Source organism: Novosphingobium sp. ES2-1 (assembly GCF_015169775.1).
Lineage (GTDB): Bacteria > Pseudomonadota > Alphaproteobacteria > Sphingomonadales > Sphingomonadaceae > Novosphingobium > Novosphingobium subterraneum.
Map to the genome: position 1 here is coordinate 1,964,984 of NZ_CP063445.1, position 25,290 is coordinate 1,990,273.

Genomic DNA, 25,290 nt, shown 5'->3' on the forward strand with positions numbered 1-25,290 from the left:
TCGCGATCAAGCGCTAGTCTTCACCCAAGCACAATGAAGGGAACCAGTTGCCAATGATCGCGACGCGCAAGCTGGGCTTCTGGATGACGCTGGCGCTGGTCGTTGGCAACATGATCGGTTCGGGAATCTACATCCTGCCCGCAACGCTTGCACCCCTGGGTCAAAACCAGTTGATTGGCTGGGCGGTGACGATCACCGGTGCGCTGTGCCTTGCTTTCACCTTTGCCCGCCTTGGGGCACGCCTGCCGTTGGCGGGAGGACCCTATGCGTATGCGCAGGCCGCATTCGGACCGGTTGGAGGCTTTGTAACTGCCTGGTCGTATTGGACAATGATCTGGGCGGGCAACGGCGCCGTAGCAGTCGCGGTCGTATCCAACCTGAGCCTGATCTTTCCCGTCATGGGCCGCGTTCCCGGGCTTCCTGCGATCATCTCCGTCGGGTGCGTGTGGTTGCTCACCGCGGTCAACATTCGGGGTGTCCGCGCCGCTGGCGATGTATCGGTTGTCACCACGGTACTCAAACTGGTGCCGCTGGTTGGCCTTATTGGCCTGACTCTGTGGTTGCTGCTTACTGGCGCCCCCCGTGCAGTGCAGCCTGCGGTGCCGCTGTCAGGCACGGTGGTTGCAGCGGCAGCTGGCCTCACCTTCTGGGGCTTCCTCGGCCTTGAGTCAGCAACCGTCCCTGCTGACAAGGTGGAGAACGCCGCCTCGGTCGTCCCGCGCGCCACACTAATCGGCGTCGCACTGACCGGGTTCGTCTACATCGGCATTTCCACCGCCTTCGCACTTTACATGCCCATGCAAGCTGCCGCCGCATCTCCTGCGCCAGTGGCCGATTTTCTCGCGCGGTTCTTCGGGTCCGGTGTGGGTCAGATCGTCGCAGTCTTCGCCGCGATCAGCGCGTTCGGCACGCTCAATGGTTTCATCCTTCTTCAAGGCGAAGTGCCTTGGGCTATGGCGAAGGGCGGCGTCTTCCCGCGCTGGTTCGCAACAGAAGGGTCCCGCGGCACACCGGTACGCTCGCACCTGGTTTCAAGTGTCTTGCTGAGCATCGTGACCTTGCTGAACTTCGGTCGCGGGATGGGAGACCTCTTCGCATTCATCGCCTCCGTAAGCCTCGCCGCCGGCATGCTGTCCTATTTCCTCGCCATGCTCTCGGCCGTGCGCCTGCTACCGGGCGAGCGCATTCTGGCCGTCGCAGCTCTCATCGGAGCAGGCTTCATTGCCTGGGCGGCATGGGGCCTCGGCGGCGAAGCCCTTTCTTATGGCGCGGGCTTCATTGCGCTCGGATTGCCGGTCTATCTCTGGGTCAGGAGCGATGCAGCAGCTTCCACAGCACTGAACGGTCACGGATGATCTCGTGCGCCGCGTTGTGGCCGGGCGCTCCGGTCACGCCGCCCCCAGGATGGGTTCCCGATCCGCACATGTAGAGGCCCTTGATCGGCGAACGATAGTCACCATGACCAAGCACCGGGCGCGCAGCCCAAAGCTGATCGAGGCCCATGGTGCCGTGGAAGATGTCGCCCCCGATAAGCCCGAACTTGCGCTCCAGGTCCAAAGGCGAATGTATCTGCCGTGCGATGACTGCACCCTTGAAGTTCGGCGCATGCTCGGTGACGGTATCGATGATCAGGTCCGCCACTTCTTCGCGATGCGCATCCCAATCGATGTTCGGATCGAACTGCTGGCAGAACAGGCTCGCTACGTGCTGCCCCGGAGGCGCCAGACTGTCGTCGACGGTGCTCGGGATCTTGATCTCCACGATCGGCTTCTTCGACCAGCCGTGCTGCTGGGCATCGATGAAGGCCTGATCCATGTAATCCATGCCTGGCGCGATGATGATTCCGGCCGTGTGATGTTCGGCCTGTTCCTTGCCGGGCAGCACAGTGAAATCCGGCAGTTCGGATAACGCGACATTCATGCGGAAGGTGCCGGAACCGGTCTTGTAGCCCTTTATCCGGCGGTTGAAGTCCTCTTCGAGATCCGAGGAGTCGACCAGTTGCCGGTAAAGCAGCGCGGGGCCGACATTGGCAGCGACGATCGGCGCGTAAAGCTCTTCGCCACCTTCCAGCTTCACGCCCGCAGCCTTGCCGTTGCTGACCAGCACCTTGGAAACCGGTGCTTCAAGGCTGATTTCGACGCCGACCTCGGCACAGGCCTTGGCCATCGCCTGCGTGATCGCGCCCATGCCGCCGACAGAATGGCCCCATGCGCCCAGCTTGCCGTTTACCTCGCCAAAGACATGGTGGAGCAGCACATAGGCAGAGCCGGGCGTCGAAACGCCAGCATAGTTGCCCACCACCGCGTCAAACGCGAATGCCGACTTGACGTGATCGTCCTCGAACCAGCCATCAAGGAAATCGCGCGCCGACTTGGTGAAGATATCCAGCAGGTCACGCTGCGTTGCCATGTCGAGCTTGGCGATCGGCCACCCCTGCATTGCAGCAGACTTCAGCGCAGCAATGCCGCCACCAACATTCGGCGGCGTCTGCAGCGAAATGTCGCGCAGCACGTTGGCGACCTTTTCCAGCGCGGCGTCGTATCTGGGATAGGCCTCGGCATCCTTCTTGGAAAAGCGCGCGAACTCCGCCTCCGTGCGCCCCGGCCCGCCACCCAGCTTGAGGTACGTATCGGGAAACGGAAAGAAGTTGCTGATTGTCCGCTCGATCACGCGATAGCCATGATCGTGGAGCTTCATGTCTGCGATCACCTTGGGCCGCAGCAGGCTGACAGTGTAGCTCGCGGTCGAGTTGCGGAAGCCGGGGTGGAATTCCTCGGTGACTGCTGCGCCACCGACAATGTCGCGACGTTCCAGCACGCGCACCTTCATTCCCGCCCTGGCGAGATAGAATGCGCAGACCAGGCCATTGTGGCCGCCGCCGATGATCAGTGCGTCGTAACGGTTGGACATGCGATTATTCCCCGAAACCATCGTGATTACTTCTTCGACCAGCCAGCCGACGGAGCCCTGTGCAGTCGCGCCTCGGGCGTGATCGCGCGGATTTTGCGGGCGAAGCTGCGCAGGCACACTTCGCTCTTGCCAATCGGCCCTGCCCCGTAGGAGTTCGACGCCATGCCCTGCTGAATCCGTTCGATCAGCCAGGTATCTTCTGCATTGACCACCCGGTTGATCCGCCAATTTGCATAGCGCACCAGCTTCATCTCTCGGCGTTCGTCCGGTAGCGCAAAACACATCTCGCGCAGCACCGAAGTCGTGGGCGTCAACGGCAACCACTGCATGAAATCAATCTGGTCGGCATAGATATCGAACGCCATGTTCGGCCAGAGCTTGTAATACAGCCACCGGCGCTGCGATTGCTGCGGAAGATGCGGCACTTCTGGCAGGTGCGTCTGATAGAACCGTTCCCAGAAATTCGCCGAAGGCTTGTCGACAAGATCGCCCTTCATCCGGTCAACCCAGCCGTGGTCGGAGATCTCGTACGATTTCCCGAAAATGCGCGTCAGGCCATCGTGCGCAACCGGGATGTGCAAGTTGTCGGAATAATTATCGCCAACGTTCTTCCAGTTCACCTGCCTCTCGCGCAGGCGCACGTCGCCGATGCGGCGCATATCCTCAAACCGATAAGGCTCAACCTCTTCCTCGAACGGCGCCATCATTTCAGCGACGCTCGGGAAGCCTGCATCAACCAGACGCACGAACACAAAACCACGCCAGATCTCGACCGCAACCGGCACTAGGCCATTATCTTCGAGTTTCAGCGCCGGGTAATCCGACTTCATGGGCACGCCCGAAAGCCGTCCGTCAGGCTCGAATGTCCAGGCGTGATAGGGGCAGACCAGCTTTCTGGCACAACCTGCAGGGCCCTCGACAAGACGCATGGCGCGGTGGCGGCAGACGTTGGTGAAGGCGCGGATGACGCCATCGTCTCCTCGGATCGCGATTACGCTTTCGTTCAGGTAATCCAGCGTCCGGTATTCTCCGGCAGCGGCAAGGTCGCCTACATGGCAGACGATCTGCCACGACGGCCGGATCACCCGCTCCATCTCGACGGCAAAGTACTCCGGATCGGTATAAAGCCAGCCCGGCAGGCTCCAGTCCGCGTCAGGATCGACTTCGTCCGATGAGATATGGCGGAATGCGCCGGATAGATCGCCCATGAACCCGAATCCAGATTGTCTGTTGAACAATCGTACAACAACGGGCAGATTGTTCAAGAGATGAGCGAAGCAGCAGCATCCCCCGCGTTCCGTCGCACAGAACCCGACGTCCGGCGCTTGAGCCTTATCGAAGCTTGTGCCCGCGTGCTTGCCCGCAACGGGGCAGCCGGGGCGAGCGTCCGTGCCATTGCGCAGGAAGCAGGTGCCTCGGTCGGCCTCGTGGGTCACTACTTCGGTGGCGTTGATGCGCTTGTTGCCGCAACGTACGAACATGTCGATCGCCGTGTTGCCGAAGCGCTCGACCTTGCAGTCGCCGAGGCCGGCCCCGCGCCTCAGGACAGGTTGGAAGCTTTCGTCACGGCCTCCTTTGCGCCGCCGATTGCAGATACGGCCCTGCTGGCCACGTGGATCGCGTTCTGGAGCCTTGTCACGGCACGCAAGGACATTGCTCGTCAGCATGACGAGCAATACGCCCTTTACCGCGCCCGGCTCGAAGCCCTGTTAGGAGATTGCGGCGTGCCTGTCTCGGCACGCCGTCGACACGCCATCGCGGTCACGGCGCTGGTGGACGGGCTCTGGCTCGAACTGTGCCTGTCGCCCGGGTGTTTCACAGCCGGAGAAGCGCGGGACATCGCCCGCGGCTTCCTCGCATCCATCACTTCGTCAGGTCGGTGATCAGGCTCAAGTAATAGGTGATCCCCGGACGGATGTTGGAGAGGCGGGTCCGCTCATTGAGGCCATGGGCGAACGACTCCGAGTCCTTCGCAAACGTCGGACTCAGGCCGTAGCTCGGCACGCCGACAGCGCGGAACCACATTGAATCAGATGCCCCAGATGATTGCGAGGGGATCAACGGCACACCGGGATAGGCCTTGGCCATCGCCTTCGCCACTGCGGCCATAACATCAGGCCGTAGCGGCGATGCCGGCGAAGCCACCGACCCGACCGTGACATCGGTGACCTTTACCACCGGATCACCAATGACCTTGACCAGTTCCGCCATGATCTCTTCCTTGGAATGGCCCGGGAAGATGCGGCAGTTGATGTTGGCGAAGGCCCGCTGCGGCAGGGCATTTTCCGCGTGCCCACCGCCCAGCATCGTCGGCACACATGTAGTGCCAACCAGTCCGACCATGGCCGGATCGGCCCGCAGAGTAGCCAAGGCCGTCTCGTCGGCAGGATTGGCCGCAAAGGCGCGCATCGCAGCAGCTACCTCCGGCTTTTCGGTAAATGGCGCTGCCTTCTCGAACGCGGCCTTGGTGATTTCGTTCTGCTCGGCCTTGAACTTGTAGGCACCAACTTTCACCAATGCTTGCGAGAGTTGCACGATCGCATTGTCCGGCCGGGGCGCGGAACTGTGCCCGCCTGGATTGGTCACCTCCAGCCGATAGTCGGCATAGGTCTTCTCCGCGCCCTGCCAGGTCCAGAACAGAGGCTTGGCAGTCGCCTCGTCGAGGAGTCCGCCACCGCCATCAACATTGATGACCAATTCCGCGTTCTTCAGCTTCTCGGCTATGATCGCGCTGGTCTTCATCGTCGTTTCCTCGTCTCCGGAAAACTCGATGACGATGGTGCGCCTGGGCTTAAAGCCCTGTCGGCGCAGTTCGATGAGCGTCGAAAGGGCCAGCGCCCCGTCGAACTTCATATCGCTCGCGCCACGGCCATAGAGGATGCCGTCCTCAACCACTGGCACGAAAGGATCGCGCTCCCAATCCTCGCGCCTGGCCTCGACCACGTCCATGTGACCCGAGATCACCAGAGGTTTGAGCGCCGGATTGCTGCCCTTCCACGTCGCGATGATATAGGCGGTATCGTCCACCGGCGTGATCTCGATATCCGAGGTGCTCCAGCCGCCCGCCACCAGCGCGTCACCGAAAAGCCTGGCGACATCGATGGTCTTGTTGCCGTCCCCCCGCACCGAGCGAATGGCAATGGCCTTCTGCGACAGGTCGAGTACCTGAGCCTCGGCCTTTGGATAAGTGGGCTCCTTCGCGACGGCAGGCATGGAGCACGCAATTGAAGCGGCAAGGACAATTCGGAACTTGGGCGGCATGTACAAGACTCCTCTTCCGCCAAGCTGACCTCTTGCGAGACTACAGGCAACCGCTTTTACTGGGCATATCAAATCAGAAAGGCCCCGGACGCGATTGCGTCCGGGGCCTTCCGAAACCCGTCTAGATGATCAGGCCTTGACCTTGCTCGTGTCGAACGTGCCGAGGCCGGGCTTGAAGCTCTTTTCATCCAGGAACTGGCGCGTGGCTTCCTTGCGAGCAGCGGCGCCGCCAAAGCTGTGCAGCGCTTCCTGCGCACGGATCTGGTACTCCAGACCGTTGTCGTAGGTCATGTCGACCATGCGGCGCATCGTCCACTTGGTTGCACGCAGAGCATGCGTGTCCTTCTTCTTGAGCGCTTCGCAAATCTCCAGAACGCGCGCCTTCAGCCTGTCAGCAGGGACGGCTTCGGTGACGAGACCCTGTTCTTCGGCCTGCTTGCCGGTAAGATTCTCGCCCATCATGGCGTGGTACATGGCCTTGCGGAACGGCATCAGTTCCTGGGCGACCTTCGATGCTCCGCCACCGGGCAGAATACCCCAGTTGATCTCGGAAAGACCGAACTGGGCATCTTCAGCTGCGATCGCGATGTCGCAGCCAAACAGAGGGCCGTAACCGCCGCCAAAGCACCAGCCATTGATCATCGCAATAGTTGGCTTCTCGTACCAGCGCAGACGCTCGAACCAGCCATAGCTCTCGCGCTGTGACTTGCGCACCGCTCCAAGCCCCTGAGCCTCGGTCTCGCGGAAGTACTCCTTGAGATCCATTCCTGCGGTCCAGGCATCACCCTCGCCGGTCAGCACCAGAACCTTCACATCGTCGCGGAACTCAAGTTCCTCAAGCACCGCCTTCATCCGGCGATTAAGCTTAGGGCTCATGCAGTTGCGCTTTTCCGGGCGGTTGAATTTCACCCAGGCAATGCCGTCTTCCACGGTGAAAGCGACGGTATCTTCTTCCGCACGCTCGATCTTCTGCTGTTCGGTCATGGTCTTTCCTCTAGGGCAATCGTGCAAATTCAGATGGGATAATGGCCGGGCTGCGTCTCCATCGTGATCCAGCGCAGCTCGGTGAAACTGTCGATGCCGGCTTTGCCACCGAAGCGCCCGTATCCAGACGCCCCGACGCCGCCGAAAGGCATTTGCGCCTCGTCATGCACGGTGGGGCCGTTCACATGGCAGATGCCAGACTTGATCTGCCGCGCCACGCGCAGGCCGCGTGCCGTGTCGCGGGTGAAGACTGCGGCCGACAACCCATACTCGGTGTCGTTTGCCAGTTCGATGGCATGGGCTTCATCGCGCGCACGGATAACGCCAACGACCGGACCAAAGCTTTCGTCGCGGAACAGCTTCATGTCCTGGGTAACGCCCGCGACGACATGCGCCGGCATCAAGACATTGTGCGTGGTCTCGCCCCCGGTCAGCAGTTGCGCTCCCTTGGCAAGCGCATCGTCGATCAGGCTCTTGCAGTGTGCGACTGTCTTTGCGTCCACCACCGCACCCAGCGGGGTCGTCCCCTCGCGCGGATCACCTACCGGCATGGCGGCTACCTTTGCCTTGAACTTCTCGGCGAAGGCGTCCGCAACAGCATCAACCACGATGATGCGTTCGGTCGACATGCAGATCTGACCCTGGTTCATGAACGCGCCGAACGCAGCTGCCTTTACGGCTTCATCAAGGTCGGCATCGTCCAGAACGATCAACGGGGCCTTCCCGCCCAATTCCAGCAGGCAGGGCTTGAGATGCTGCGCCGCGCGAACCGCGATGATCCTGCCCACAGCCGTAGACCCGGTAAAGTTGATGCGCTTCACCTGCGGCGCGTCGATCAGTGCCCCGACGACGTCGGCCGCATCCTTCGGGGCATTGGTGACGACATTGACCACACCTTCAGGGAAGCCAGCCTCGGCAAAGGCTTCGATGATCAGGGCGTGCGTCCGCGGGCACTGCTCCGAGGCCTTGAGGATCACGGCGTTGCCGCAGGCGAGGGGCACGGCGATGGCGCGAACGCCCAGAATGATCGGCGCATTCCACGGTGCGATGCCGAGGATCACCCCGACCGGTTCGCGCAAGGCCATGGCCACGCAGCCAGGTTTGTCCGAAGGGATGACCTCACCCGAAATCTGCGTCGTCAGGGCGGCGGCTTCACGCACCATGCTTGCGGCCAGCCCGAGGTTGAAGAGCGCCCAGCCCTTGGTCGCCCCGATCTCGCCCATCATCGCCTCGACGAAGGCATCGGCGCGGCTCTCGAGCGCAGCAGCCGCCTTCATCAATACAGCGCGCCGGGCATTGGGTCCCATGGCCGCCCAAGCTGGAAATGCTGAAGCTGCACGCGCGGTGATTGCAGGAATATCCGACGCCTGCATGGCTTCGGCCGTCGAAGCTACCGCGCCAGTCATTGGATTGATGCGCTCAAACAGCATGTGCTCTCTCCCATTTCTGTTATGGGTTATAGCAATCAATGTCTGTGGTCGCAACAGGTCATTTGCAAAACCCCGCACCTGATCTTTTGTGCAGGGAATGCATCGTCAGCGGTCGGGGGAAGGATGAACAGCTTGGAGACGACGCAGCGAAATCCCCAGGAAATCCGGGCTTTTGACGCCGGGCAATCCCACACACAAATGCGCGCACTCACACACTCAATTGCAATAAACGCAACTAGATATGTGGCTTTCGCACTTGCACACAGAGCGCAGTTTCCCCATTTCGGAAAGGCCTTTCAGGCATCCTCTCCCAAACTTTTCAGGGCCGCGCCGGCAACGGTGCGGCCCATTTTTTGTCTTTGTGCAGCCCTCGCGCGACGTGTCCGCGTCAGCCGTGTGGCAGGACGACACTCCGCCCGATGACACTGCGTTGCTCCATGCCCTGGAACGCGAGCTTCCAGTCATCCAAGGGGAAGGCGGCGTGGACGTGGGGTTTGATCCTGCCTTGATCCGCAAATTCCAGGATATGCGCGATGTTCTCCCTGCCTCGATCGGGGAAGCGGCGCCCATATTCCCCTGCCCTTACGCCGACCACCGAGAACCCCTTGATGAGAGGAATGTTCGCACCGATCTGCGGAATCCGGCCGGCCGCAAAGCCGACAACCAGCAACCGACCGTCGAACGCGATGCAGCGCGTCGATTCATCGAACACGCCTCCACCGACGGGATCGTAGACGAGGTCCGCGCCTCTGCCGCCTGTAATGGTCAGCACCTGCTCACGGAAGCCCGCGCTGCCGTCGATAACGTGGGCGGGCTTGTAGAGCCCGCCGATCGCTTCCCGCTTTTCCTGCGTGGAGGCCACGGCAATGACCTTCAGGCCAAGAGCCACCCCAAGATCGACGGCAGCCAGTCCCACGCCGCCAGCCGCCCCGTGCACCAACAACCATTCGCCTGCCTGCGCCACTCCACGACATACTAGTGCCACCCAGGCAGTCAGGTAGGCAGCCCGCAAGGCCGCGCCCTGGGCCATCGACAGCCGGTCTGGCAGCCTGAGGAGAGCTCCTTCGGGAAAACACCCGAATTGGGCGACCCCACCGGTGAGCATCCCTGCAATCACACGGTCGCCTTCGCGCCAAGGCCCATCGCTTTTCGCCCGAACCACTACGCCCGCAGCTTCCATGCCCGGAATGAATGGCAAGGCCGGTTTTGCCTGATACTCCCCGCGGGTCATCAGAAGATCGGGAAATCCAAGCGCTGCGGCTTCGATCCGTACCAGGACCTCGTCCGACTGCGGCTCCGGAATCGCGGTATCCACAATGCTAACACCGGACAGGTCGGCGCTCAGATTCTGGACCTGCAGCGCTCGCATCATTCTGGTCATCTCCATCTCCCCCGCAGAGCGTGACGCATTCCGATGGGCTCTCCAACTGCCACTTCTTGACCGATCACCAATAAAATTTCCTGCGCCATTGCTGCAGCGCACAAAGCAAATGGCCTAATGCGCATGGGTCCAGCGCCTTTCTGCAATCTTGATGAAGCCCATCCGCCAAATGGCTGACTTCTGCCAAGAATTTTGAACAAGCGTCCTAACTCGGCCTTCTCAGGTGGAGGAATCGTGCATGAAATCTCCGTTGCAGCCGCCGCCTAGATGCTGCGTGGCAACAGCGAAAACCCCGTAAATCCAAGGGTTTTGCAATAAAAATGGCTTGTCCGACGTGTGCCCTCAGCCTATTTTATGCACGGATCAACAAGCCGGGCAAAACCGCACGGTCCACCAAAATAAGCGAGGCCGAAAAACGGTACCCGCACATAAAGACAGTACGCAGGAGAATGCTCATGAAGACCCTTATCGCCGCCACTTTGGCGGTCGGCTTGCTGTCTGCGCCGCAGATCGCTCTTGCCGCACCTGCCCCACAGACCGTCAACATTGCCATCTCGGCCGACGGCCTCGACCTGTCGCGCGCCTCGGACATGCGCCGTCTTCGGAACCGCATTGCCGACGCCGCTGCAGAAGCCTGTGATCCGGCTGACCGCATGATCGTCACACCGATGCCTGATTATCAGTGCCGCCGTGCCGCGATTGCGAGTGTCGAACCGATGGTTCAGGAGCTTGCGCTCGCCGCCCGCAGCGGGAAGATGGCTCGCCGCTGATCGACCTTGGACCAGCCTCACGCTGGCGTGAAGTTTGGCCAGGGGCGCAACGCCGCCTGGAGGAGTGTTTCCCCTTCCGGCGGCGTGAGCGCCTTCAGGTGCCGAGCACCTTGATCGCGACCGCTGCCGCGGCAGCCCGTGTCTCTACGCCCAGCTTCTCGTAGATGCGTTCGAGGTGTTTCTGCACGGTACGCGGGCTGATCGCCAGCACCTCCGAAATCATCCCGTTGGACTTGCCGTAGCTTATCCAGAGCAGCACTTCGGCCTCGCGGTCGGTCAACCCCAGCTTGAGCTGCAATTGGGACACGTCAGCCTTGGGATTGAGTTCGTTAAGCCGGATCAGCACTTCACTGTCGCGGTATTGTGCAATCACGACCAGTTCGAGCGCGCTTTCCCCTTGCTCGATCCGGACCGATGCCCCCGTGGCATTTCGCGCCAGCACGCGAAGCAAAGGCAGGCGGATCGCATCGGGCAACTGCCGCTCCTCCCGGCTCCATTCCGGGCTTACCCGAAGGATGGCGCGTTCGGCGAGTGGCGTGCACCAGAGGCAACCGCCTTGGGGATCAACGGACATCATCAGCCGTCCGGTTGCATCGAGGCCGGTAGCGCTCGCCTGCATCGCACGCGCATTGCCCAGATGCACTCGAACCCGCGCCAGCAGTTCGTGCACGTTGACCGGCTTGCGCAGATAATCGACGCCACCAGCTTCGAAGCCTTCGATCACATGCTCGCTCTCGGTAAGCCCGGTCATGAACATCACCGGCACGTGCGAAAGCTGCGAGCGTGCCTTGATCTGCCTGGTTGCGGCGAACCCATCGATTCCCGGCATCACGGCATCCATCAGGATCAGGTCGGGCACGACATGCTCAAGCAGGTCCAGCGCGGCGCCCCCCGATATGGCAACCAGCACCGTGATTCCCGCCCCTTCAAGTGCATCGGTCAGGAAACGGAGCGAATCCGGCTCGTCGTCGACGACCAGAACCGTATCACGACGCAAGTTATCGCCACTCATCGGGCAGGTCCTCCAGTATCCTTCCGATCCCGGCGAGATCAAAGCGGTCGAGATGATCGAACAGCCGCGTGGCTAGCGCTTCTGCAGCAGGATCAGCGGTCGCCAGCGACTTGATCTCTCCTTCAAGAGCCCTGACGTGACCGATCTGGACCAGCGCCCTCAACCTGTCGACGTGTTCGCGCGTTGCGGCCGAAACCTGAACGCTGTCACGCGCGCCAGTGCCAGTTTCCCGCACTTCAGGCATGATCCATTCCAGCTGAAGATGGCGCCCCAATGCGTCGAGCAGCGACCCCAGATCCACTGGCTTGAGCAGAAATGCATCGTGGCTGGCTTGTTGACCGGACAGACCGTGGCGCTCGAACGCGTTGGCGGACAACATCAGGATCTTGAGATCGCGTCCGCACATGGCGCGCAGACGTTCGGCGACATCCCAACCCGACATGCCGGGCATGCTGACATCGCAGATTATGGCGTCGAAAGGCTGCGCATCGGCCAGTGCCAGCGCCGTGGCTCCATCACCCGCCTCTGCGACGTCGAAGCCGACCTCGGTAAGAACGGTGCGCAAGACACACAGGTGATCAGCGTCGTCGTCGACCAGCAGGATCGCGCGCCGGTCCCCCTTGTATCCGGCAGGGCGGACCTTGTCGGCCGCATGATCGACCATTCCCGCAACCTGCGGCGCCATGAGCTTGACCCTGAAGCAGCTCCCACGGCCAACCGCACTGTCCAGCTTGAGGTCGCCACCCAGCATGTTCACGACAGCGCGCGTGATGGCGAGACCAAGGCCCGCCCCTGTCTTCTCGGCCTCGGATGCAGCATCGGCACGTTCGTAGGGCGCAAAGATCTGCTCCTGCCGATCAAGCGCAATGCCGGGACCGGTGTCATGAACTTCGATCGTGGCGATCTGGCCCGACCACCGCAGCACGAGCCGGATTTCCCCACGCTGCGTGAACTTTACCGCGTTCGACACCAGATTGATTAATGCCTGTCGTACGCGCCGTTCATCAAGCCGCACGAACTCGGGCAGCCGGCCCTGTATGCTGCAGACGAACGACAGGCCCTTATGCGCCGCCAGTGGCGAAAACATCTCGGCTACCTGTTCAACCAGCGCCCCGAGCCGGATCACCCCGTTATCGACCCGGACCACACCCTGTTCGACCGAGGCGATATCCAGCAGGCCCTCGACGAGGTTGGTCAAATGTTCGGCGCTGCGGCGAATGACTCGCGCAGCCGCCAATGGATCGACCTGGGCGCCCCGCTCGACGAGCTGGGCATAGCCATAGATTGCGTTGAGCGGCGATCGTATTTCGTGGCTGACATTGGCAAGAAACCGGCTTTTCGCCTCGTTGGCCGCTTCGGCCGCAGCCAAGCGTGCGCGAAGCTCTGCCACCTGATCCTGCGTTTCCACTCGCGACTGCCGGGGCAGCCGTCGACCTGCCTGTGCCCCTTGTCTGCTCCGGCCGCGCCGGGAAGTCTGCATTTCAATGACCCCGCGTGCCTGTGTCGTTGTATGAGGCACGCGGCGATTGTGCACTGCAACCAGCTTGAACTCAAGCCCTGTCAAGCTGTGCCCGGCAGGGCAGATTGTCCCTTCAGATCAGTTGGTCTCGCTGCAACCGTTGCAGCAGGCGCACCGCGACGGAGTGGCGGATTGCCTTCCCCTCGCGCAGCTTTACCCATGTGTTGAGCCCGATACCGAAATGGTTCTGGATAACCTCTGGCTTCTGGCTCTTGAGGACGGACGCCATCTTGTGGACGACAGCGGGCTCGACTTGGGTGAGACGCGGCGTTGACATGTTCCCTCACGGACTATGGTTTCTGCCGACACCATATTTTTTGCAGGGGCGAACAGGCATACGTCATTTGCCGCATCCCATTACTTGACATCTGTCATATTTTGGCGAGCCGGCCACCTTAGGTATCCTGCTACAATCGGATACGTGACGAGCGAAAGACTGCGCACTATCGTGGCTCCAGATCAAGTCGAGGGGAATGGTCATGGCCACGTTATCTGGCACGCACGATCTCGTCCGGTACAATGCAGTTGCGCGCCTGTTTCACGCCGTCATTGCGGCATTGGTTCTGTTCAATATCCTGACCGGGATCTTCGGCGAGGCCATCGAAGATATCTGGCAGCCCTTCCCTGCACACAAGGCCACCGGCATCCTCATCCTGTTTCTCTCGCTCGCCCGGCTCGCCTGGCGCTTCACCTGGACCATGCCGGCATGGCCGGCAAGCATGGGGAAGCTCCAGCAAAGCGTGGCGCGCCTGACGCATGGTGCGCTTTACGCCCTGATGATCGTCGTGCCGTTTACGGGCTGGATCTTTTCCTCGGCGGGCAAGTATCCCCTTTCGATCTACGGCCTGTTTGACTGGCCGAAGCTTCCGGTCGCCAAGGGGTCTGCCCTCGCCGAAGCCGCGCATGAAGGGCACGAAGTTCTCGGCTTCCTGATGGCAGGCCTTGTGATTCTGCATATTGCCGCAGCGCTGCATCATCATTTTGTCATCAAGGACAATGTCTTGCGCCGCATGCTCTGAAGCGCAGACGTATTCTGACCGACAAACCGAGGCAGAATACGTACTAGCCCCATCGAAACGTGCATTGGGGGCGACGGATTTCTGCCATGACTGACTTGGCTCACACTCCACGCTTGCCCTTGCGCCCAAGCCTCGCCTACCGTCCTGCTCGAGAGTGTGATGCAAGGCGCTGCGACAGTCATCCTCCGCGGCAAGGTGGAGCGCGGCACGCTGTCCTGACAGGTCGGTACAACAGACGCTCGGCGCTCGCTGTCCCCAGCAGCGCGCATCTGGCGTCAATCAGGGTGGGACTTGTGCGATGAGCATCATGAGACAATCAGGCGCAAGCGAGATCGACGCAAAGATCATCGACGTGCTGCGCCACCGCGTCGGCAAGGATGAACGCGCCGCCAAGCCGCATGACTGGTACACCGCGACTGTCCTGACCCTTCGCGATGCAATCATCGACCAGTGGATGGATTCCACCCGCAAGACCTATGAGCAGGGCGGCAAGCGGGTTTACTACCTGAGCCTGGAATTCCTGATCGGACGCCTGCTGCGTGATGCCCTATCCAACATGGGCCTCACGCGCGAAATGGAAAAGGCCCTGCGCGATCACGGATTCGACCTCTCGGCGCTGGAGAACCTTGAGCCCGACGCGGCGCTCGGCAATGGCGGTCTTGGCCGCCTCGCCGCCTGCTTCATGGAGAGCCTCGCCAGCCTCGACATTCCCGCCTATGGCTACGGCATCCGCTACGTGAACGGCATGTTCCGCCAGCGGATCGACGATGGCTGGCAGGTCGAACTGCCCGAAACCTGGCTCAGCCACGGCAACCCTTGGGAATTCGATCGCCGCGAAAGCGCCTACATCATCGGCTTCGGCGGCGAAGTCGTCGCCAATGGCGATGCGGTCGAATGGCGCCCGGCCGAGAAGGTCGAAGCCAGCGCGGTCGACACCCCGGTCGTCGGCTGGCGCGGCAAGCGCGTGAATACCCTGCGCCTGTGGACCGCCCACGCCTTCGATCCCCTGCGGCTCGATGCCTTCAACGCCGGCGACCATTTCGGTGCGCTTGCCGAACAGGTCCGTGCCGACAGCCTCGTGCGCGTGCTCTACCCCGCTGACTCCACGCCCGCCGGCCAGGAACTGCGTCTGCGGCAGGAGTACTTCTTCACCTCCGCCTCGATCCAGGACATCGTCCGCCGCCATGTCCAATATCATGGCGACATCCGCAGCCTGCCCGAAAAGGCCGCGATCCAGCTCAACGACACGCACCCTGCGGTTGCCGTCGCCGAACTCATGCGCCTGATGGTCGACGTGCACGGGCTCGAGTTCAGCGAGGCGTGGGAAGTCACCAAGGCGACCGTCGCCTACACCAACCACACGCTCCTTCCCGAAGCATTGGAATCCTGGCCGCTGCCGCTGTTCGAGCGCCTGCTGCCGCGTCACATGCAGATCGTCTACGCCATCAACAGCCGCGTCCTGCGTGAAGCTCGCAAGGCCGGGATGGACGATGCCGCAATCGCCGCGATCAGCCTGATCGACGAGGGCGGCGAAAGGCGGGTGCGCATGGCCAACCTCGCCTTCACCGGCGCGCACAGCGTCAACGGGGTGGCGGCGCTCCATACCGATCTGATGAAGACCACCGTCTTCTCCGATCTGCACAAGCTCTACCCCACCCGCATCAACAACAAGACCAACGGCGTCACCCCGCGCCGCTGGTTGCAGCAGTGCAACCCGGGCCTGACGTCAGTGCTCAAGGACGCGATCGGGCCGGCCTTCCTCGACGATGCCGAAAAGCTTGCCGATCTCAACGCCCTGGCTGACGATGCCGCGCTCGGCGAACGCATTGCCGAGGTCAAGCGCACCAACAAGATCGCGCTCGCCAAGCACATCAAGGACCTGATGGGCGTCCGCCTCGATCCTGATGCCCTGTTCGACGTCCAGATCAAGCGCATCCATGAGTACAAGCGCCAGCTGCTCAACCTGATCGAGACGGTTGCTCTCTACGACCAGATCCGCAGCCACCCGGAACGCGACTGGGTGCCGCGCGTGAAGATCTTCGGCGGCAAGGCAGCTTCAAGTTACCACAATGCCAAGCTGATAATCAAACTGGCGAACGACATCGCCCGCCGCGTCAATTCCGATCCTTCCGTCGGCGGATTGCTCAAGGTGGTGTTCGTCCCGAACTACAATGTCAGCCTCGCCGAGAGGATCATTCCGGCGGCCGATCTGTCCGAGCAGATCTCCACCGCCGGCATGGAGGCCTCGGGCACTGGCAACATGAAGTTTGCACTGAATGGCGCTCTCACCATCGGCACGCTCGATGGTGCGAACATCGAGATCAAGGATCGCGTCGGCGATCCCAACATCGAGATTTTCGGCCTGACCGCGCAAGAGGTCGAGGATAAGCGCGCCAACGGCTATAACCCGCGTGAAGTCATCGAAGCCTCGCGCGAGTTGCAGCAGGCCATCGCCGCCATCGCCACCGGGGTATTCTCGCCTGACGATCCGCAGCGCTACGCCGGGCTCATGGGCGGGATCTATGACCACGACTGGTTCATGGTCGCGGCCGACTTCGACGCCTACCATTCCGCCCAACGCAACATCGACCGCCGCTGGGAACAGCAGGCATCGTGGCGCGCTTCGGCAATCCGCAACATTGCCAACGTAGGCTGGTTCTCGTCCGATCGCACGATCGGCGAATACGCCCGCGATATCTGGGGGGTCCGAGAGCCAGCATGAAGCCACCGGCGAGCGCCATCGATGCCCTGCTTGACGGGACGCACGCCGATCCTTTCTCGCTTCTCGGCATCCACGAAGGACCAGAGGGCGCATTCGCCCGCGCGGTCCTGCCCGGTGCCGAAGATGCGGTGGCATGGTCACTCTCCGGCAAGAGGCTCGGCAAACTGACGCGGGTCGACGGGCGCGGCCTGTTCGAAGGGAAGGTCAAGGGCCCGCGGCAGCCGGTTCGGTACGCCTGCACGGCAGGCACGCACGAATGGCTGGTAACCGATCCTTACTCCTTCGGCCCTGTCCTAGGCCCGCTCGACGATTTCCTTATTGCCGAGGGCACCCATCACCGCCTGTTCGACAAGTTGGGCGCCCACCTGATCGACCATGAGGGCGCCAGCGGTGTCCACTTCGCCGTCTGGGCGCCGAATGCGCAGGTCGTCAGCGTTGTCGGTGACTTCAATGATTGGGACCAGCGTCGCCACCCGATGCGGCGTCGTGCCGACATCGGCGTGTGGGAAATCTTCATCCCCGACATCGGCGAACACTGCGCCTACAAATACCACGTGATCGGCGCCGACGGCACAGTGCTGCCCCTGAAAGCGGACCCCTTCGCCCAGGCCGCAGAATTCCGCCCCAGCACGGCCTCGATCACAACGCACCCGGTCAAGGTGGATTGGGGCGACGCCGATCACCGCGCCCACTGGGCCAGCGTCGATGCTCGTCGCCAGCCGATGTCCATCTACGAGGTCCATCCGGGTTCCTGGCAGAAGCCGCATGACGAGGGCTTCTACACCTGGGACGAACTGGCCGACCGACTGATCCCCTACGTCGCGGAGATGGGTTTCACCCACATCGAATTCCTTCCCGTCTCGGAACACCCCTACGATCCGTCATGGGGTTACCAGACCACCGGCCTGTATGCCCCTTCTGCCCGCTTCGGCCCACCAGAGGGCTTCGCTCGCTTCGTGGACGGTGCGCACCGCGCCGGCGTTTCGGTGCTGATTGACTGGGTACCCGCCCACTTCCCCACCGATGAACACGGCCTCGTCCGCTTCGATGGCACTGCACTCTACGAACATGAAGACCCTCGCCTCGGTTTTCATCCTGACTGGAACACGCTGATCTACAACTTCGGCCGCCACGAAGTCGTCAGCTTCCTCGTCAACAATGCGCTCTTCTGGGCCGAGCGTTACCACGTCGACGGCTTGCGCGTGGATGCCGTCGCCTCGATGCTCTACCGCGATTACTCGCGCAAGGCGGGCGAATGGATCCCCAATGCCGAAGGCGGGCGTGAGAACTGGGAAGCGGTCGAATTCCTAAAGGCGATGAATCGCGCGGTCTATGCCAGCCACGCCGGCTTCCTCACGATCGCCGAGGAATCCACCTCCTGGCCCGGCGTCAGCAAACCAGCGTTCGACGAGGCCCCGCGTGAGCACCTTGGCTTCGGCTTCAAGTGGAACATGGGCTTCATGCACGACACGCTGCAGTACATGGCGCGTGACCCGATCCACCGGCAGTACCACCACAACGAGATCACCTTCGGGCTGACCTACGCCTTCAGCGAAAACTTCGTCCTCCCGCTCAGCCATGACGAAGTCGTCCACGGCAAGGGTTCGCTCCTGAACAAGATGAGCGGCGATGACTGGCAGAAATTCGCCAACCTTCGCGCCTATTACGGCTTGATGTGGGGCTATCCCGGCAAGAAGCTGCTGTTCATGGGGCAGGAATTCGCGCAGCGAAGGGAATGGAGCGAGGCCCGCTCGCTCGACTGGGACCTTCTGAATGCCCCGGCCCACGAAGGCGTCCGCCGCTGGGTCCGCGATCTCAATCGCGTCTATACAACCCGCCCCGCCCTCCATGCCCGCGATTGCGAGCCGGATGGCTTCGAATGGCTGGTCGTCGACGATGCACAGGCCTCGGTTTTCGCCTGGCTGCGCAAGGCTCCCGATGCCAGGCCCATCGCGGTGATCTGCAACATGACGCCGCAGGTGCACGACCACTACCGCCTGCCGCTGCCGAACGACGGCGAATGGCGTGAAGTGCTCAACAGCGATGCGCAGGACTACGGCGGCAGCGGGATCGGCAATCTCGGGCAGGTCACGGCCGAAGGCGGTGCCGCCTTCGTGGTGCTGCCACCACTGGCCACGCTGATACTCGAATTCCAGGGATAAGAACGGAGAACAGGGGATGCGCGAAACTTACTCTCAGCCACTGGCCCGCGATGCGATGGCCTATGTCCTGGCTGGCGGCAGGGGCAGCCGATTGAAGGAACTGACCGACAACCGCGCCAAGCCTGCGGTCTACTTCGGCGGCAAATCACGCATCATCGACTTTGCCCTCTCCAACGCGATCAACTCGGGCATCCGCCGCATCGGCGTCGCCACGCAATACAAGGCGCACTCGCTGATCCGCCACATGCAGCGCGCGTGGAACTTCATGCGTCCCGAACGCAACGAGAGCTTCGACATCCTGCCCGCCTCGCAGCGCGTCTCGGAAGATCACTGGTACGAAGGCACTGCCGATGCCGTGTTCCAGAACATCGACATCATCGCCTCCTATGCGCCCAAGTACATGGTCATCCTCGCTGGCGACCACATCTACAAGATGGACTACGAGCTGATGCTCCGCCAGCACGTCGACAGCGGCGCAGACGTCACCATCGGCTGCCTCGTGGTGCCGCGGATGGAAGCCACCGGCTTCGGCGTGATGGCCGTGGACAAGCACGACACGATCACCGACTTCATTGAAAAGCCTGCCGATCCTCCCGGCATTCCCGGCAACGGGGAAATGGCGCTGGCTTCGATGGGCATTTATGTCTTCGAGACGAAGTTCTTGTTCCAGATGCTGCAGGAAGACGCTGACGACCCGAACTCAAGCCGCGATTTCGGCAATGACATCATCCCCAAGATCGTGAAGAACGGCAAGGCGGTGGCACATCGCTTCACCAATTCCTGCATCCGTGCGGCCGAGGAAATCGAGGAATACTGGCGCGATGTCGGCACGATCGACGCCTATTTCGAGGCCAATCTCGATCTTACCGACACGGTGCCCAAGCTCAACATGTACGACCGCGACTGGCCGATCTGGACCGACCAGATCATCGCCGCGCCGGCCAAGTTCGTGCACGACGAAGATGGCCGTCGAGGCATGGCGATCTCCTCGCTGATCTCACAGGATTGTATCGTCTCCGGCGCCATCGCCCGGCGCAGCCTGTTGTTTACAGGGGTAAAAATGGGCTCGTTCTCTTCCTGCGAGGAAGCGGTGATCCTGCCCTATTGCAACATCGGTCGTGGCGCCAGGCTCAGCCGCGTGATCCTCGATTCCGGCGTGCGCATTCCCGAAGGCCTCGTCGTGGGTGAGGATCCGGAACTCGATGCCCGCCGCTTCCGCCGCTCCGAAAGCGGGGTTTGCCTCATCACCAAGCGGATGATCGACCGGCTGGCATGACGATCAGGGTCCTGTCCGTTGCCTCCGAGGCGGTGCCGCTGGTCAAGACCGGCGGCCTTGCCGACGTGGCAGGAGCGCTGCCTGCTGCGGTTGCGCCGCATGGCGTTGAAATGACGACGTTTCTTCCGGGCTATCCGGCAGTGATGAAGGCGCTTTCCCGCCCTCGAGCGCTGCATACCTGGGACAACCTGCTGGGCGAAAAGGCGCGGCTGGTCGGCGGCAAGATCGACGGCCACCCGTTGTTAGCCCTTGATGCACCAGCCTTTTTTCAGCGCGATGGCAACCCGTACGTCGACTCTTCGGGCCGCGACTGGGCCGACAACTGGCGTCGCTTTGCCGCATTCGGTCGGGCGGCGGCGGATGTTGGTGGGTGCATGGTCAAGGGACGCGAGTTTGACCTGGTCCACGCGCATGACTGGCAGGCGGCCATGGCATTGGCATACCTGCGTTTTTCGCCGCCCGACGGTGGCAAGCGCGTGCCCTCGGTAATGACCATTCACAACATGGCGTTCCAGGGGCACTACGGCGCGGACGTTTTCCCGGCGCTCGGTTTGCCGCCCCATGCCTGGGCAATGGACGGGGTCGAATATCACGGCGGCGTCGGCTTCCTGAAGGCAGGACTCGAGGCGGCGAGCATGATCACCACGGTCAGCCCGACTTATGCGCGCGAGATCCGCACCGCCCAATTTGGCATGGGATTGGAAGGACTTATCGTCAGTCGAGCCGATCGGGTGATAGGCATCGTCAACGGCATCGACACCGTGCAATGGAACCCGGCAACCGATATCCAACTCCCGCAGGCATACGGGCAACTCTCCCTGGGCAAACGGGTAGCCAACAAGCGCGCACTTGAGGCAGAATTCGGACTTGAAGCGAGCGACGGTCCTCTCTTCATCGCCGTCACCCGCCTCACCTGGCAGAAGGGCATCGACGTCCTTCTCGAGTGCATCGACCACCTCGTCGGCACCGGCGGGCGCCTCGCCCTCCTCGGCTCCGGCGACAAGGCGATGGAGAACGCCTTCGACGCCGCGGCCATGCGCCACCCCGGCAAGGTCGGTGTGCGGATCGGCTATGACGAAGGCCTTTCGCACCGCATGCAGGGTGGTGGCGATGCGATCCTCGTGCCTTCGCGCTTCGAGCCCTGCGGCCTGACGCAGCTTTATGGCCTTGCCTATGGGTGCGTGCCGGTGGTGGCGCGGACTGGGGGGCTTGCGGACACCGTGATCGACGCCAATCTGGCGGCCGTGATGGGCGGCGTGGCGACGGGGGTGCAGTTCGATGGCGTGAATTATGCGAGCCTTGCCGATGCCATCAGCCGCACTGTCACACTCTACTGGCAACGCGATACCTGGCGTGCCATGCAGCGCGCCGGAATGAAGACCGACTTCTCCTGGAACCGCTCCGGCAGGGCCTATGCGGACCTCTATGCCGCCCTCATCGCGGAGGACCAATGACCCGTACCGTACTGTCGACGCCCTACTCCGACCAGAAGCCCGGCACTTCCGGCCTGCGCAAGAAGGTGAAGGTTTTTCAGCAGCCGGGCTACGCTGAAAACTTCATCCAGGCAGTGTTCGATGTGGTCGAGCGGGAGCCGGGCAGTACATTGGTCCTCGGCGGTGACGGTCGCTTCCACAATCGCACCGTGATCCAGCAAGTGATCCGCATCGCCGCGGCCAATGGCTATGGCAAGGTGCTGGTCGGCCAACGCGGCATCCTCTCCACCCCCGCCGCATCGAACGTGATCCGCAAGTACGGCGCCAGCGGTGGCCTGATCCTTTCGGCAAGCCACAACCCTGGCGGGCCCGACGAAGACTTCGGCATCAAGTACAACATTGCCAACGGCGGCCCTGCCCCCGAAGGCGTGACCGAGGCGATCTATGCCCGCACCCGGACCATCGACCGCTGGCTGACCGTCGATGCCCCCGATGTCGATCTCGACACGCTGGGCACGACGCAGGTTGGCAACCTCACTGTCGAGGTGATCGATTCCGTTGCCGACTATGCCGAGCTGATGGAAGAGCTATTCGACTTCGCCGCCATCCGCGCCAATGTCAGCGCCGGTTTCACCATGGCGTTCGATGCGATGAGCGCCGTAACCGGCCCCTATGCCACTGAAATCCTAGAAGGCCGTCTGGGATTTCCCAAGGGCACGGTGCGCAATGGCGTTCCGCTGGAGGACTTCGGCGGGCATCACCCCGATCCGAACATGGTCCATGCCCACGAACTGTTCGAGACGATGTTCGGTGCTGACGCGCCCGATTTCGGCGCAGCATCGGACGGCGATGGCGACCGTAACCTGATCGTCGGGCGTCACCGCTTCGTCACGCCTTCGGACAGCCTCGCCATGCTTGCGGCGAACGCACATCTCGCACCGGGCTATGCGAGCGGCCTCAAGGGGATTGCCCGGTCGATGCCCACCAGCGCCGCGGCTGATCGCGTTGCCGAAGCGCTTGGTCTGCCTTGTTTCGAGACGCCGACCGGCTGGAAGTTTTTCGGCAACCTGCTGGATGCCGGCATGGCCACGATCTGCGGCGAAGAAAGCGCCGGGACCGGCAGCGATCACGTGCGCGAGAAGGATGGCCTGTGGGCCGTGCTGCTCTGGCTCAACATCCTTGCCGTCCGCAAGATCAGCGTCGACCAGCTTGCGCGCGAGCACTGGGCGAAGTTCGGCCGCAACTATTACGCCCGCCACGATTACGAAGCGCTGCCAACCGACAAGGCCGACGCGCTGATGGCGGAACTGAAAGCTGCACTCGAAAGCCTTCCGGGCCAGACTTTCGGATCGCTCGCAGTCGCCCAGGCCGACAACTTCTCCTACCTCGATCCGGTCGACGGCTCTACCAGCAGCAACCAGGGCGTGCGCGTGATGTTCGCGGGCGGCTCGCGCGTGGTCTTCCGCCTCTCCGGCACCGGTACCGAAGGGGCGATCTTGCGCGTCTACCTCGAACGCTATGAACCGGTTGGCGGCGACCTCGATCGCGAAACGCCCGACATGCTGGCCGACCTGATCGCGGCAGCCGATGCCATCGCCGGGATTGCGCGGCACACCGGACGGACTGCGCCCGACGTGGTGACGTGACGCCCGGCGTCGAGATCACGGACGGCAAGACCCGCTTCACCGTCCGCTCGCCGCATGCCGAAGCCCTGACGCTCTGCCTGTTTGACGGCGAGCCTGAACAGCGCGTGGCCATGACGCGCGTGGGCGAGAACTGGACGGCCGAACTGCCCGGCGCGTTGTGCGGCATGGGTTATGGCTACCGCGCTTCGGGAGCGTGGAATCCGGCGGCCGGCCAGTGGTTCGATCCCGCCAAGCTCCTGGTCGATCCTTACGCCATCGAACTCGACCGCCCCTTCACCTACGACGCCAGCTTATCAGTCTATGGCGTGGATACGGCGGCGATTGTGCCGAAGGCGGTGATAGGCCTCTACGAACCGGCTACCCCTGCACCGCCGCTATTCCGGCACGGAGGCCTGATTTACGAGCTCAACGTGCGCGGCTTTACCAAGCTGCACCCAGATGTGCCCGAGGCATTGCGCGGCACTGTCGCCGCGCTCGCGCATCCGGCGGTGATCGCGCACCTCAAGCGCCTGCACGTTTCCGCCGTGGAACTCATGCCGGTGGTCGCCTGGATCGATGAGCGGCATCTCCCGCCGCTCGGCCTCAGCAATGCATGGGGCTATAACCCGGTGGCGATGATGGCGCTGGACCCGCGGCTGTGCCCCGGCGGCGTTGCCGAACTGCGCAAAACCGTTGCCGCACTGCGCGCCGAAGGGATCGGCGTGATCCTCGACATCGTGCTCAATCACAGCGGCGAGTCCGACGTGCTCGGGCCGGTCCTGTCGCTGCGCGGGCTGGACGACGGAGCCTATGCCAAAGCGTCTGACGGCAGACTGATCAACGACACTGGATGCGGCAACACCCTTGACTTCGGCAATCCCGCGGTGCGCCAACTGGCGCTCGATAGCCTGCGGCACTTCGTCCGCCACTGCGGCGTTGACGGCTTCCGCTTCGATCTCGCCCCGATCCTCGCAAGAAGCCCGGGCTTTGCCGCCGATGCTCCGATCTTTGCCGAGATTGCCGCCGATCCACTCCTGGCCGACCGCGTCATGATCGCCGAGCCTTGGGACGTTGGCCCCGGCGGGTACCAACTGGGGAGTTTCCCCCCGGGCTGGCTCGAATGGAACGACAGGTATCGCGATGACGTGCGCCGGTTCTGGAAAGGCGAGGCTGGCGTTGACGTGCTGGCCACGCGCGTTGCCGGTTCCTCCGATCTGTTCGGGAAAGACTGCCGCTCGGTCAACTTCCTGGCCGCGCACGACGGCTTCACGCTGGCCGACACCTTGGCCTACGAGCACCGCCACAACGACGCCAACGGCGAGGACAATCGCGACGGACACGGCGAGAACTTCAGCTGGAACAACGGCGCCGAGGGCGTGACCGAAGATCCGGAAGTCCTCGCCCGGCGCTCTGCCTTTGCCAGCACCATGCTCGGCACGCTGTTCGTTTCGACCGGAACGATCATGCTGACCGCCGGGGACGAGTTCGGCCGCAGCCAGCTCGGCAACAACAACGCCTATGCGCAGGACAATGCGATCACCTGGATCGACTGGGAAGGCCGTGACCGCGACCTCGAGAGCTTTGTCTTCGGATTGGCCGCGTGGCGCAACGAACGATCGAGCGCATTTGTGCGCTTCTCAGAAAACGGCCAATGGCGTCGGCTGGATGGGGCGCCCATGCATCCGGGAGACTGGGAATGGCCGCAGACCCGCGGATTCTCGTGGGAAGGCCCGGACTATTGCCTTCTTATAGACCGGACCGGACCGAACGCCGGTCCGGCCTGATC

General features: G+C 62.4%; 19 protein-coding genes. 10 read left to right on the top strand and 9 right to left on the bottom strand.

Features of this window, described 5'->3' with window-relative positions; translation table 11 throughout:
• The first annotated feature begins 53 nt into the window (after positions 1 to 53).
• Entirely contained in the window at positions 54 to 1,355 is a 1,302-nt protein-coding gene (locus tag IM701_RS09485) for an amino acid permease (RefSeq protein ID WP_193826781.1), read from the top strand.
• On the opposite strand, the gene IM701_RS09490 is transcribed toward IM701_RS09485, so the two are convergent.
• Complete coding sequence (locus tag IM701_RS09490) at positions 1,309 to 2,910, bottom strand: NAD(P)/FAD-dependent oxidoreductase (RefSeq protein ID WP_193826782.1); 1,602 nt, start codon at positions 2,908 to 2,910, stop codon at positions 1,309 to 1,311. The two genes, IM701_RS09485 and IM701_RS09490, sit on opposite strands and share 47 nt — an antisense overlap.
• A 26-nt stretch (positions 2,911 to 2,936) precedes the next feature.
• Positions 2,937 to 4,118 (bottom strand): aromatic ring-hydroxylating dioxygenase subunit alpha, encoded by a 1,182-nt coding sequence (locus tag IM701_RS09495; protein ID WP_193826783.1) that lies wholly within the window; start codon positions 4,116 to 4,118, stop codon positions 2,937 to 2,939.
• 60 nt (positions 4,119 to 4,178) lie between these two features.
• Between IM701_RS09495 and IM701_RS09500 the strand changes: the two genes are divergently transcribed.
• Complete coding sequence (locus tag IM701_RS09500) at positions 4,179 to 4,793, top strand: TetR family transcriptional regulator C-terminal domain-containing protein (protein WP_062342833.1); 615 nt, start codon at positions 4,179 to 4,181, stop codon at positions 4,791 to 4,793.
• Here the strand turns inward: IM701_RS09500 and IM701_RS09505 are convergent.
• The 4 genes from IM701_RS09505 to IM701_RS09520 form a co-directional block, all read right to left on the bottom strand.
• Positions 4,774 to 6,171 carry a M20/M25/M40 family metallo-hydrolase gene (locus IM701_RS09505; protein ID WP_193826784.1) on the bottom strand — a complete coding sequence of 466 codons (1,398 nt, stop codon included), beginning with the start codon at positions 6,169 to 6,171 and terminating at the stop codon, positions 4,774 to 4,776. The two genes, IM701_RS09500 and IM701_RS09505, sit on opposite strands and share 20 nt — an antisense overlap.
• 129 nt (positions 6,172 to 6,300) lie before the next feature.
• On the bottom strand, positions 6,301 to 7,155 hold the full coding sequence (locus tag IM701_RS09510; protein ID WP_039333838.1) for a p-hydroxycinnamoyl CoA hydratase/lyase: 855 nt from the start codon (positions 7,153 to 7,155) through the stop codon (positions 6,301 to 6,303).
• A gap of 29 nt (positions 7,156 to 7,184) precedes the next feature.
• On the bottom strand, positions 7,185 to 8,585 hold the full coding sequence (locus IM701_RS09515) for an aldehyde dehydrogenase (protein WP_193826785.1): 1,401 nt from the start codon (positions 8,583 to 8,585) through the stop codon (positions 7,185 to 7,187).
• 388 nt (positions 8,586 to 8,973) lie between these two features.
• Positions 8,974 to 9,966 (bottom strand): NADPH:quinone oxidoreductase family protein, encoded by a 993-nt coding sequence (locus IM701_RS09520; protein WP_193826786.1) that lies wholly within the window; start codon positions 9,964 to 9,966, stop codon positions 8,974 to 8,976.
• A 455-nt stretch (positions 9,967 to 10,421) separates the two neighbouring features.
• Here IM701_RS09520 and IM701_RS09525 point away from each other — a divergent pair, with 455 nt between their 5' ends.
• Complete coding sequence (locus IM701_RS09525; protein ID WP_039333834.1) at positions 10,422 to 10,736, top strand: UrcA family protein; 315 nt, start codon at positions 10,422 to 10,424, stop codon at positions 10,734 to 10,736.
• Positions 10,737 to 10,830: 94 nt separating this feature from the next.
• Here IM701_RS09525 and IM701_RS09530 read toward each other — a convergent pair whose 3' ends face one another.
• The 3 genes from IM701_RS09530 to IM701_RS09540 form a co-directional block, all read right to left on the bottom strand.
• Entirely contained in the window at positions 10,831 to 11,748 is a 918-nt protein-coding gene (locus tag IM701_RS09530) for a response regulator (protein ID WP_039333832.1), read from the bottom strand.
• A complete protein-coding gene (locus tag IM701_RS09535) occupies positions 11,735 to 13,156 on the bottom strand; it encodes an ATP-binding protein (protein WP_230487647.1) in 1,422 nt (473 codons plus the stop codon). The genes IM701_RS09530 and IM701_RS09535 overlap by 14 nt, the downstream gene beginning before the upstream one ends.
• Before the next feature lie 184 nt (positions 13,157 to 13,340).
• The gene (locus IM701_RS09540) at positions 13,341 to 13,544 is read right to left on the bottom strand and encodes a hypothetical protein (RefSeq protein WP_039333830.1); all 204 of its coding nucleotides are present in this window, start codon (positions 13,542 to 13,544) and stop codon (positions 13,341 to 13,343) included.
• Positions 13,545 to 13,746: 202 nt separating this feature from the next.
• Here IM701_RS09540 and IM701_RS09545 point away from each other — a divergent pair, with 202 nt between their 5' ends.
• The 7 genes from IM701_RS09545 (at position 13,747) to glgX (ending at position 25,288) form a co-directional block, all read left to right on the top strand.
• Positions 13,747 to 14,286, top strand: a complete 540-nt coding sequence (locus IM701_RS09545; RefSeq protein WP_193826788.1) for a cytochrome b — start codon at positions 13,747 to 13,749, stop codon at positions 14,284 to 14,286.
• 298 nt (positions 14,287 to 14,584) lie between these two features.
• Positions 14,585 to 17,008 carry a glycogen/starch/alpha-glucan phosphorylase gene (locus IM701_RS09550; protein WP_193826789.1) on the top strand — a complete coding sequence of 808 codons (2,424 nt, stop codon included), beginning with the start codon at positions 14,585 to 14,587 and terminating at the stop codon, positions 17,006 to 17,008.
• Positions 17,005 to 19,170 carry a 1,4-alpha-glucan branching protein GlgB gene (gene glgB / locus IM701_RS09555; RefSeq protein ID WP_193826790.1) on the top strand — a complete coding sequence of 722 codons (2,166 nt, stop codon included), beginning with the start codon at positions 17,005 to 17,007 and terminating at the stop codon, positions 19,168 to 19,170. Before IM701_RS09550 ends, glgB begins: the two co-directional genes overlap by 4 nt.
• A 16-nt stretch (positions 19,171 to 19,186) precedes the next feature.
• Positions 19,187 to 20,446 carry a glucose-1-phosphate adenylyltransferase gene (glgC, locus tag IM701_RS09560; RefSeq protein ID WP_193826791.1) on the top strand — a complete coding sequence of 420 codons (1,260 nt, stop codon included), beginning with the start codon at positions 19,187 to 19,189 and terminating at the stop codon, positions 20,444 to 20,446.
• Positions 20,443 to 21,900, top strand: coding sequence for a glycogen synthase GlgA (gene glgA, locus IM701_RS09565; protein ID WP_193826792.1), 1,458 nt, complete (start codon positions 20,443 to 20,445; stop codon positions 21,898 to 21,900). Before glgC ends, glgA begins: the two co-directional genes overlap by 4 nt.
• Positions 21,897 to 23,525, top strand: a complete 1,629-nt coding sequence (locus IM701_RS09570; RefSeq protein ID WP_193826793.1) for an alpha-D-glucose phosphate-specific phosphoglucomutase — start codon at positions 21,897 to 21,899, stop codon at positions 23,523 to 23,525. The genes glgA and IM701_RS09570 overlap by 4 nt, the downstream gene beginning before the upstream one ends.
• Positions 23,522 to 25,288 (top strand): glycogen debranching protein GlgX, encoded by a 1,767-nt coding sequence (gene glgX / locus IM701_RS09575; RefSeq protein WP_193826794.1) that lies wholly within the window; start codon positions 23,522 to 23,524, stop codon positions 25,286 to 25,288. Before IM701_RS09570 ends, glgX begins: the two co-directional genes overlap by 4 nt.
• Positions 25,289 to 25,290: the final 2 nt, after the last annotated feature.

Coding starts and splice junctions, on each gene's coding strand:
- IM701_RS09485 (WP_193826781.1), top strand. CDS start 54: ATGATCGCGACGCGCAAGCTGGGCTTCTGGATGACGCTGGCGCTGGTC.
- IM701_RS09490 (WP_193826782.1), bottom strand. CDS start 2,910: ATGTCCAACCGTTACGACGCACTGATCATCGGCGGCGGCCACAATGGC.
- IM701_RS09495 (WP_193826783.1), bottom strand. CDS start 4,118: ATGGGCGATCTATCCGGCGCATTCCGCCATATCTCATCGGACGAAGTC.
- IM701_RS09500 (WP_062342833.1), top strand. CDS start 4,179: ATGAGCGAAGCAGCAGCATCCCCCGCGTTCCGTCGCACAGAACCCGAC.
- IM701_RS09505 (WP_193826784.1), bottom strand. CDS start 6,171: ATGCCGCCCAAGTTCCGAATTGTCCTTGCCGCTTCAATTGCGTGCTCC.
- IM701_RS09510 (WP_039333838.1), bottom strand. CDS start 7,155: ATGACCGAACAGCAGAAGATCGAGCGTGCGGAAGAAGATACCGTCGCT.
- IM701_RS09515 (WP_193826785.1), bottom strand. CDS start 8,585: ATGCTGTTTGAGCGCATCAATCCAATGACTGGCGCGGTAGCTTCGACG.
- IM701_RS09520 (WP_193826786.1), bottom strand. CDS start 9,966: ATGACCAGAATGATGCGAGCGCTGCAGGTCCAGAATCTGAGCGCCGAC.
- IM701_RS09525 (WP_039333834.1), top strand. CDS start 10,422: ATGAAGACCCTTATCGCCGCCACTTTGGCGGTCGGCTTGCTGTCTGCG.
- IM701_RS09530 (WP_039333832.1), bottom strand. CDS start 11,748: ATGAGTGGCGATAACTTGCGTCGTGATACGGTTCTGGTCGTCGACGAC.
- IM701_RS09540 (WP_039333830.1), bottom strand. CDS start 13,544: ATGTCAACGCCGCGTCTCACCCAAGTCGAGCCCGCTGTCGTCCACAAG.
- IM701_RS09545 (WP_193826788.1), top strand. CDS start 13,747: ATGGCCACGTTATCTGGCACGCACGATCTCGTCCGGTACAATGCAGTT.
- IM701_RS09550 (WP_193826789.1), top strand. CDS start 14,585: ATGAGCATCATGAGACAATCAGGCGCAAGCGAGATCGACGCAAAGATC.
- glgB (WP_193826790.1), top strand. CDS start 17,005: ATGAAGCCACCGGCGAGCGCCATCGATGCCCTGCTTGACGGGACGCAC.
- glgC (WP_193826791.1), top strand. CDS start 19,187: ATGCGCGAAACTTACTCTCAGCCACTGGCCCGCGATGCGATGGCCTAT.
- glgA (WP_193826792.1), top strand. CDS start 20,443: ATGACGATCAGGGTCCTGTCCGTTGCCTCCGAGGCGGTGCCGCTGGTC.
- IM701_RS09570 (WP_193826793.1), top strand. CDS start 21,897: ATGACCCGTACCGTACTGTCGACGCCCTACTCCGACCAGAAGCCCGGC.